This window comes from Bilophila wadsworthia ATCC 49260 (assembly GCF_000701705.1).
Classification (GTDB): Bacteria; Desulfobacterota; Desulfovibrionia; order Desulfovibrionales; family Desulfovibrionaceae; genus Bilophila; species Bilophila wadsworthia.
The window spans coordinates 1-5,213 of the sequence record NZ_JNJP01000147.1 but is presented as its reverse complement, the minus strand read 5'-3'; the positions used below and the strand labels follow the sequence as shown (position 1 = coordinate 5,213).

General features: G+C 60.5%; 6 protein-coding genes and 1 tRNA gene. 4 read left to right on the top strand and 3 right to left on the bottom strand.

Annotation, left to right across the window (positions count from 1 at the left end):
• Nucleotides 1-287: 287 nt before the first annotated feature.
• Both T370_RS23275 and T370_RS26155 read left to right on the top strand, forming a co-directional pair.
• Nucleotides 288-1,235, top strand: coding sequence for a Na+/H+ antiporter NhaC family protein (locus tag T370_RS23275; RefSeq protein WP_282705468.1), 948 nt, complete (start codon nucleotides 288-290; stop codon nucleotides 1,233-1,235).
• Entirely contained in the window at nucleotides 1,163-1,597 is a 435-nt protein-coding gene (locus T370_RS26155; RefSeq protein ID WP_282705467.1) for a Na+/H+ antiporter NhaC family protein, read from the top strand. Before T370_RS23275 ends, T370_RS26155 begins: the two co-directional genes overlap by 73 nt.
• 427 nt (nucleotides 1,598-2,024) lie before the next feature.
• Here the strand turns inward: T370_RS26155 and T370_RS0121215 are convergent, their stop codons facing one another.
• Together T370_RS0121215 and T370_RS0121210 are read right to left on the bottom strand one after the other, a co-directional pair.
• A complete protein-coding gene (locus tag T370_RS0121215; protein ID WP_029436931.1) occupies nucleotides 2,025-2,411 on the bottom strand; it encodes a strubbelig protein in 387 nt (128 codons plus the stop codon).
• Between the two features lie 311 nt (nucleotides 2,412-2,722).
• Complete coding sequence (locus T370_RS0121210) at nucleotides 2,723-3,604, bottom strand: YitT family protein (RefSeq protein WP_005027586.1); 882 nt, start codon at nucleotides 3,602-3,604, stop codon at nucleotides 2,723-2,725.
• Nucleotides 3,605-3,875: 271 nt separating this feature from the next.
• Here T370_RS0121210 and T370_RS0121205 point away from each other — a divergent pair, with 271 nt between their 5' ends.
• Together T370_RS0121205 and T370_RS0121195 are read left to right on the top strand one after the other, a co-directional pair.
• Nucleotides 3,876-4,298: a hypothetical protein gene (locus T370_RS0121205; RefSeq protein ID WP_005027588.1), complete on the top strand. Its 423-nt coding sequence runs from the start codon at nucleotides 3,876-3,878 to the stop codon at nucleotides 4,296-4,298.
• Nucleotides 4,299-4,711: 413 nt separating this feature from the next.
• A tRNA-Gln gene (locus T370_RS0121195) sits at nucleotides 4,712-4,786 on the top strand.
• 229 nt (nucleotides 4,787-5,015) lie between these two features.
• On the opposite strand, the gene T370_RS25810 is transcribed toward T370_RS0121195, so the two are convergent.
• Nucleotides 5,016-5,213 (bottom strand): hypothetical protein (locus tag T370_RS25810; protein WP_211250543.1); only part of this gene is annotated, 198 nt, incomplete at its 5' end.

The window sequence follows — 5,213 nt, the reverse complement described above, 5'->3', positions numbered from 1 at the left end:
CAAACCCCACCCCTCCACCTCCCAAGACTTTTGTATGATGGGGAGGCGGCGCGGAGGGAGCCCCCGCCGGATGACGGAATGGGAGAGGCGCGGCGTGGAAGGCGGTTGTCCGGCGCGCTTCGGGCAGAGGCCTCATCAATAAAACCACCCATCATAAGCGGCGGAGCGGCCCTGTGTGCGGGAAGAGCCGTCAGCCTTCACCGTCGCGCCGTCCGGCCGGGATTGACAAGCGCGGCATGGCGTGGAATCACGTCCTTCTCATCCATACGGATGCCAAGGAACCTGATGTGAAAGCCATTGTCCTCAGCGTCTTTCTGGGCGGCCTCGCCGTGTGCGTCCTCACCGGGGCCAGCGTCTTGTGGGCGCTCCTGCTCGGGCTCGCCTGTTTCGCCGGGTACGCCCTGCGGCAGGGGCACGCGCCGCGTGACGTTGCCCTCATGTTGTGGTCCGGCGTCCGCAGCGTGCGGAATATCCTGATTATCTTCGGGCTCATCGGTATGCTCACCGCCGTCTGGCGGGCCAGCGGCACCCTCCCCTTCATCATCCATCATACGCTGCAATGGGTCGATCCCGCCTACTTCATCCTGTGGGTCTTCCTCCTGTGCTGCCTGCTGAGCCTCCTGCTCGGCACGGCGTTCGGCTCGGTCAGCACCCTCGGCGTCATTTTTATGATGCTGGCCCGTTCCGCCGGGCTGGACGAGCTTGCCACCGCCGGGGCTATCATGAGCGGCATTTACGTCGGGGACAGATGCTCACCCGTATCATCCAGCGCGGCGCTCGTCTGTGCGCTCACGAATACCAATATATACGCCAATATGCGCCGTATGTGGACGACCTCGGCACTCCCCTTCGCCCTGACCTGCGCGGGCTATCTGGCGCTGTCCCTCTCCGGCCCGGCGCGGCTCGCGGCACCGGACGCCGCCGGACAGATGGACCGTTTTTTCATTCTCAGCGGCTGGACGCTCTTGCCCGCCGCCTGTATCGTCGTCCTGAGCCTGTTCCGCGTCGACGTGAAACAGGCCATGTTCTGGAGCATCCTCGCGGGGGGCGCCGTCTGCCTGACCGTACAGGGCATGGAGCCCGGGGAACTGTTCGCCTGCCTCGCCTTCGGCTACACCCCGCGCCCGGAGCGGAAATACTCGCCGGAGGCGGCATCCGGTCCATGCTTCAGGTGGCGGGCATCGTCCTGCTGTCGTCGTCCTATTCGGGCATTTTCGACGCGACCGACCTCCTGAGCGGTTTCGGCGGCCTCATACGGCGTCTGGCGGAGCGCATCGGGACGTTCCGGGCCATGACGCTGGCAAGCGTCCCCGTGTCCGGCATAAGCTGCAACCAGACGCTCGCCACCATCCTGACCGCGCAGTTGTGCCGCCCCTGTTACGCCCGCAGGCAGGACATGGCGATCCCCCTCGAAAACAGCGCCATCCTCATAGCCGCGCTGATCCCGTGGAGCATCGCCGGCAGCCTCCCCTGCGCCACGCTCGGCGTGACGATGGCCTGCCTCCCGTATGCGTTGTATTTGTACCTTGTCCCGCTGGCGAACGCGCTGCGCAAAGACCCCGGCCCCGACGGGCCCGAACCCGCCACCTCCATCTGACGGTTCCGCCTGACGGCTCCGGTTGGTCGCTCCGTTTGGTGATCCCGTTTGGTGGTTCCGCCTCCCCCAGACGGAGCGGGCTTCCGGTGCCAGCCGCCCGAGTCCGGGTTGCCCGGCCCCGGTTTTCCAATGCGGAAAGCCTTCACCCATAACCCGGAGAAAAAGCAATGGAAGGATTGATCGGCCCTCTCATCTCCTTTATCGGCGCGGTGCTCATCGGCATCGTCGTCGGCAAGTACATCGCCTCAAAACGGAAGTAACCGGAAACGCGCCTTTTTCCGTACCCTCGAAAAGCCTTTGGCGCAAAAGCCCTCGGCGCACGGGAAGCGGCACGCGGTTGGAAAATGGAAAAAGGAACAGCCCCCGGCAATCCCGCTGCCGAGGGCTGTTTTGTGTTGGAACGCAATCTGTGCGGTTGTCCGGAAGGTTACGCGCCGACAAGCTCAACCGTGCTGTACGTGTCCTGCATCTTGAAAAGTATCTTGCCGATGCGTTGCAGTTCCCTTCCCAGAATATGGATGATCACGCCGTCCACTTTGGCCTCGGCGTCCATCAGCTCCATGAGCGAGGCGAACGCATCCACGGACGCCGAAACGTTGGAAAGGATTTCTTTCATATCCTCAGCCTGTTGCGCTTCAAGCAATTCCCGCTCGCAGCGTATCGCCAAGGCGGGGAAGCTGTAACGGCGGATTTCACCCTTGGGATGCGGAAACAGGTCTGATGCGGGGGAAGGCGGAGGAGCCGCGCGCAACGGGCGGCGGGGAACGGAACGGCGGCGGCAGGGATGGGAAAAGGCCTTGGATTGCAACGACATAGGACACCTCTTGCGGTTTTTTTGATGGGAGCTTGCATATGCAAACTCCGGGTGCTCAAAACTGCCGCAAGACAGCGGACTATTTCCCCTTTCAGGTTTTGTATTTCGTCCACACCCGGAGGTTTTCCCATAGATACAACGCAAGAGATCACAAAGGACTCTTGTGAAGGTACCACGATTCTTTCGGGCGTGGGCCGCTTGCGGAAGGTGTTTTGAGCACCGAGAATAGAATAGTCGCAGAGGCTGGCGGAGTCAATGCGGCCTTGGTCCGCCCGGCGCGTTGATCCGGCGCGTCATGCGCTCGTGCCGCCTCACTCCCAGTTTTTGAAGCCGAGCCCCACCACTTCCGTCACATCGGAGAAAATGAGGAACGCTTCCGGGTCGATTTCCGCGATGTACTGCCGCAAATCCACCGTCTGCCGCCGGGTGAGCACGACGAGCAGCATGTCATGGGGCCGATCCGAATACGCCCCCTTCGCCGGGATGATGGTTGCCGAGCGGTCAAGCTCGTTGAGGATGAAGTCCGCGATGTCCTGCGTGCGCTTGCTGATGATCAAAACCTGGCTGCGCCTGTCGAATGATTTCAATACCCTGTCGATGGTCACCGTCTCCACGTACAGCAAAAGCCCGCCCATGAGGATCTTTTCGATATCCACGACCACAAAGGACGCGAAGAGGATAACCACGTTGATATAAAAGGACATCGACCCGATATCCACGCCCCAGCGCTTCCGGGCCACCATGACGATGACGTCCGTCCCGCCGCTGGACGCCCCCACGCGGAAAAGCATCCCGAAACCCACCCCGCCCACGGCCCCGGCCAGCAGCGCGGCGAGGATGGTATTGCCGATGACCGGATACTGGAACAGCTCGAAGACGGGGATAGCCACGCTGGTCAGGACCGTCACGTACAGCGTCCAGAGCGCGAACCGGAGGGACAGCGCCTTCCAGCCCCACAGCAACAGGACGGCGTTGCCGACGCTGAGCACCCATGCCGGGGATATCCCCCACGCATAATTGCTGATCAGGGCGAGCCCGAGCACGCCGCCGCCCGCGAACTGATACGGCACCGTCAGCGCGACGACCGCGAAACACGTCAACAACGTGCCGATGGTGGCGGCCAACAGGGTATGCCACTCCCGCCGCAGCGACAGGTGCGGACGCCGCAACACGTTCCCATTCAAAAAGCCCATTCTCGTATTCCTTAAAAAAGATATGCCGTACAAAGAGTTAGAGGAAACAATGCCCTCTCCTTCCATAAGCCATCGCCCCAGCCTTGGCAATCCGCCCCGCAAGCGCCGCCCGGACGGGAGCCCACCCCCGTTTGCGCGCCGCTTTTTGCTCTTTCTTTCACGATAAAAGTCAACATCTTTTTGAAAAAGGTAACAGGGCTTTTTTTCTACCCTATTGACCTCTTTTCCTGCGTAGCTTATGATGAAGCCAAATGAAACGGCGGGAGCTGCCATGATGTTGTCCACGTTCGCCAAGAACAGACTCTTTATCAAGAGTTTCCTGAGCATACTGATGTTGCTCATGCTGTTCTGCACGCCGGACGCGCTGAAGGCAAACGCCTCGTTTGACACTTCAGTCACAACAAGCTTCGTCCCCAGCGAATACCTGCCTCTGGAAACGGAGCAGGCCACCGCCGTTGTCCGCGCGAACAAGGCTTTCCTCCCCGAAAGGGGCCTCAACAGGGAAACAGGGTTCCCTCTCCTCACCCTGCTTTTCCTTCTGCTCTATCCGCTCTGCACGCGTTCGCTCAGGACGCTTTCATGGGCGGATCTCCTCCTCCCACGGCTTGCCGAAATCCGGGGCATGTTGCCTCTCCCCGGCGCGCCGCCTCTTCATAGGATCTCCTTCGTTTCCACTCTCAGGGCTTGCGTGTAACGCACATTCCCCCATGCGTCAGGGACGCCCCAAAAGGGCGCGCCGGACCCACGGCGGCTATGCCCCGCCTTGGCGCAACGCTCCGGCATTCCCTGACAAACGACAAGGAGTTCTTATGGACATCGGATTGAAGGTCGTCCTGATTTGCGCCGGTTTCATGGCTATTTGCGTCGTCCTCGGCATGATCGGCAAGAAGCTCGCCGAATAGATCCCCACAGGCAACGCCATATCCTCAGAAAACCCAAAAGGCTGCCGCTCCGGCGGCAGCCTTTCCGCCCTCCCCGGACGGCGCAACCGTGCGTTTTTCCGCCCACTTTCCCCGCCGCGCCGCCCATGACGCCGCTTTTTGACGGAAAAAAGCATTTTCCGCTTGACTTCCCGGGCATTCTTTGACAGAAACCTTCTCACGTTGTTGGGCTATCGTTCAATTGGCAGGACGACGGATTCTGGTCCCGTTAATCGTGGTTCAAGTCCACGTAGCCCAGCCAGAAATTTAAAAAGGAAGGTCAGTTGGCCTTCCTTTTTTTGTTGTGCGCTGCGCAGAATGGACTTGATGATGATGATGATGAGGAGGAGGAGGAACCTTTCAAGAAAGGCTTCCTCCCCCCACCAAACCCACCAGCGAGGCTCGCGTCCCCCCTCCACCTCCCGAGACTTTCATAAAATGGGGAGGCGGCGCGAAAGGAGTCCGTTCCGGCGTGAGCTGGAAAAAAAGCGCTACGGATGGTGGCTTTCCCTCTCTTCATTGTTCCCCCGAACGCGGCTTGCAGGCATTCCCTTTGAAAGGCGCACCATTCCAAGGTCATCCGCGCTGGAAAAAACTGCGAACAGGGATTCGATAAAGTCGAAAGTCTTTGGAAAGGGAGGGATGGGGCTTGGGGAAGGGAGGGGAAACCTTTCTCCAGAAAGGTTTCC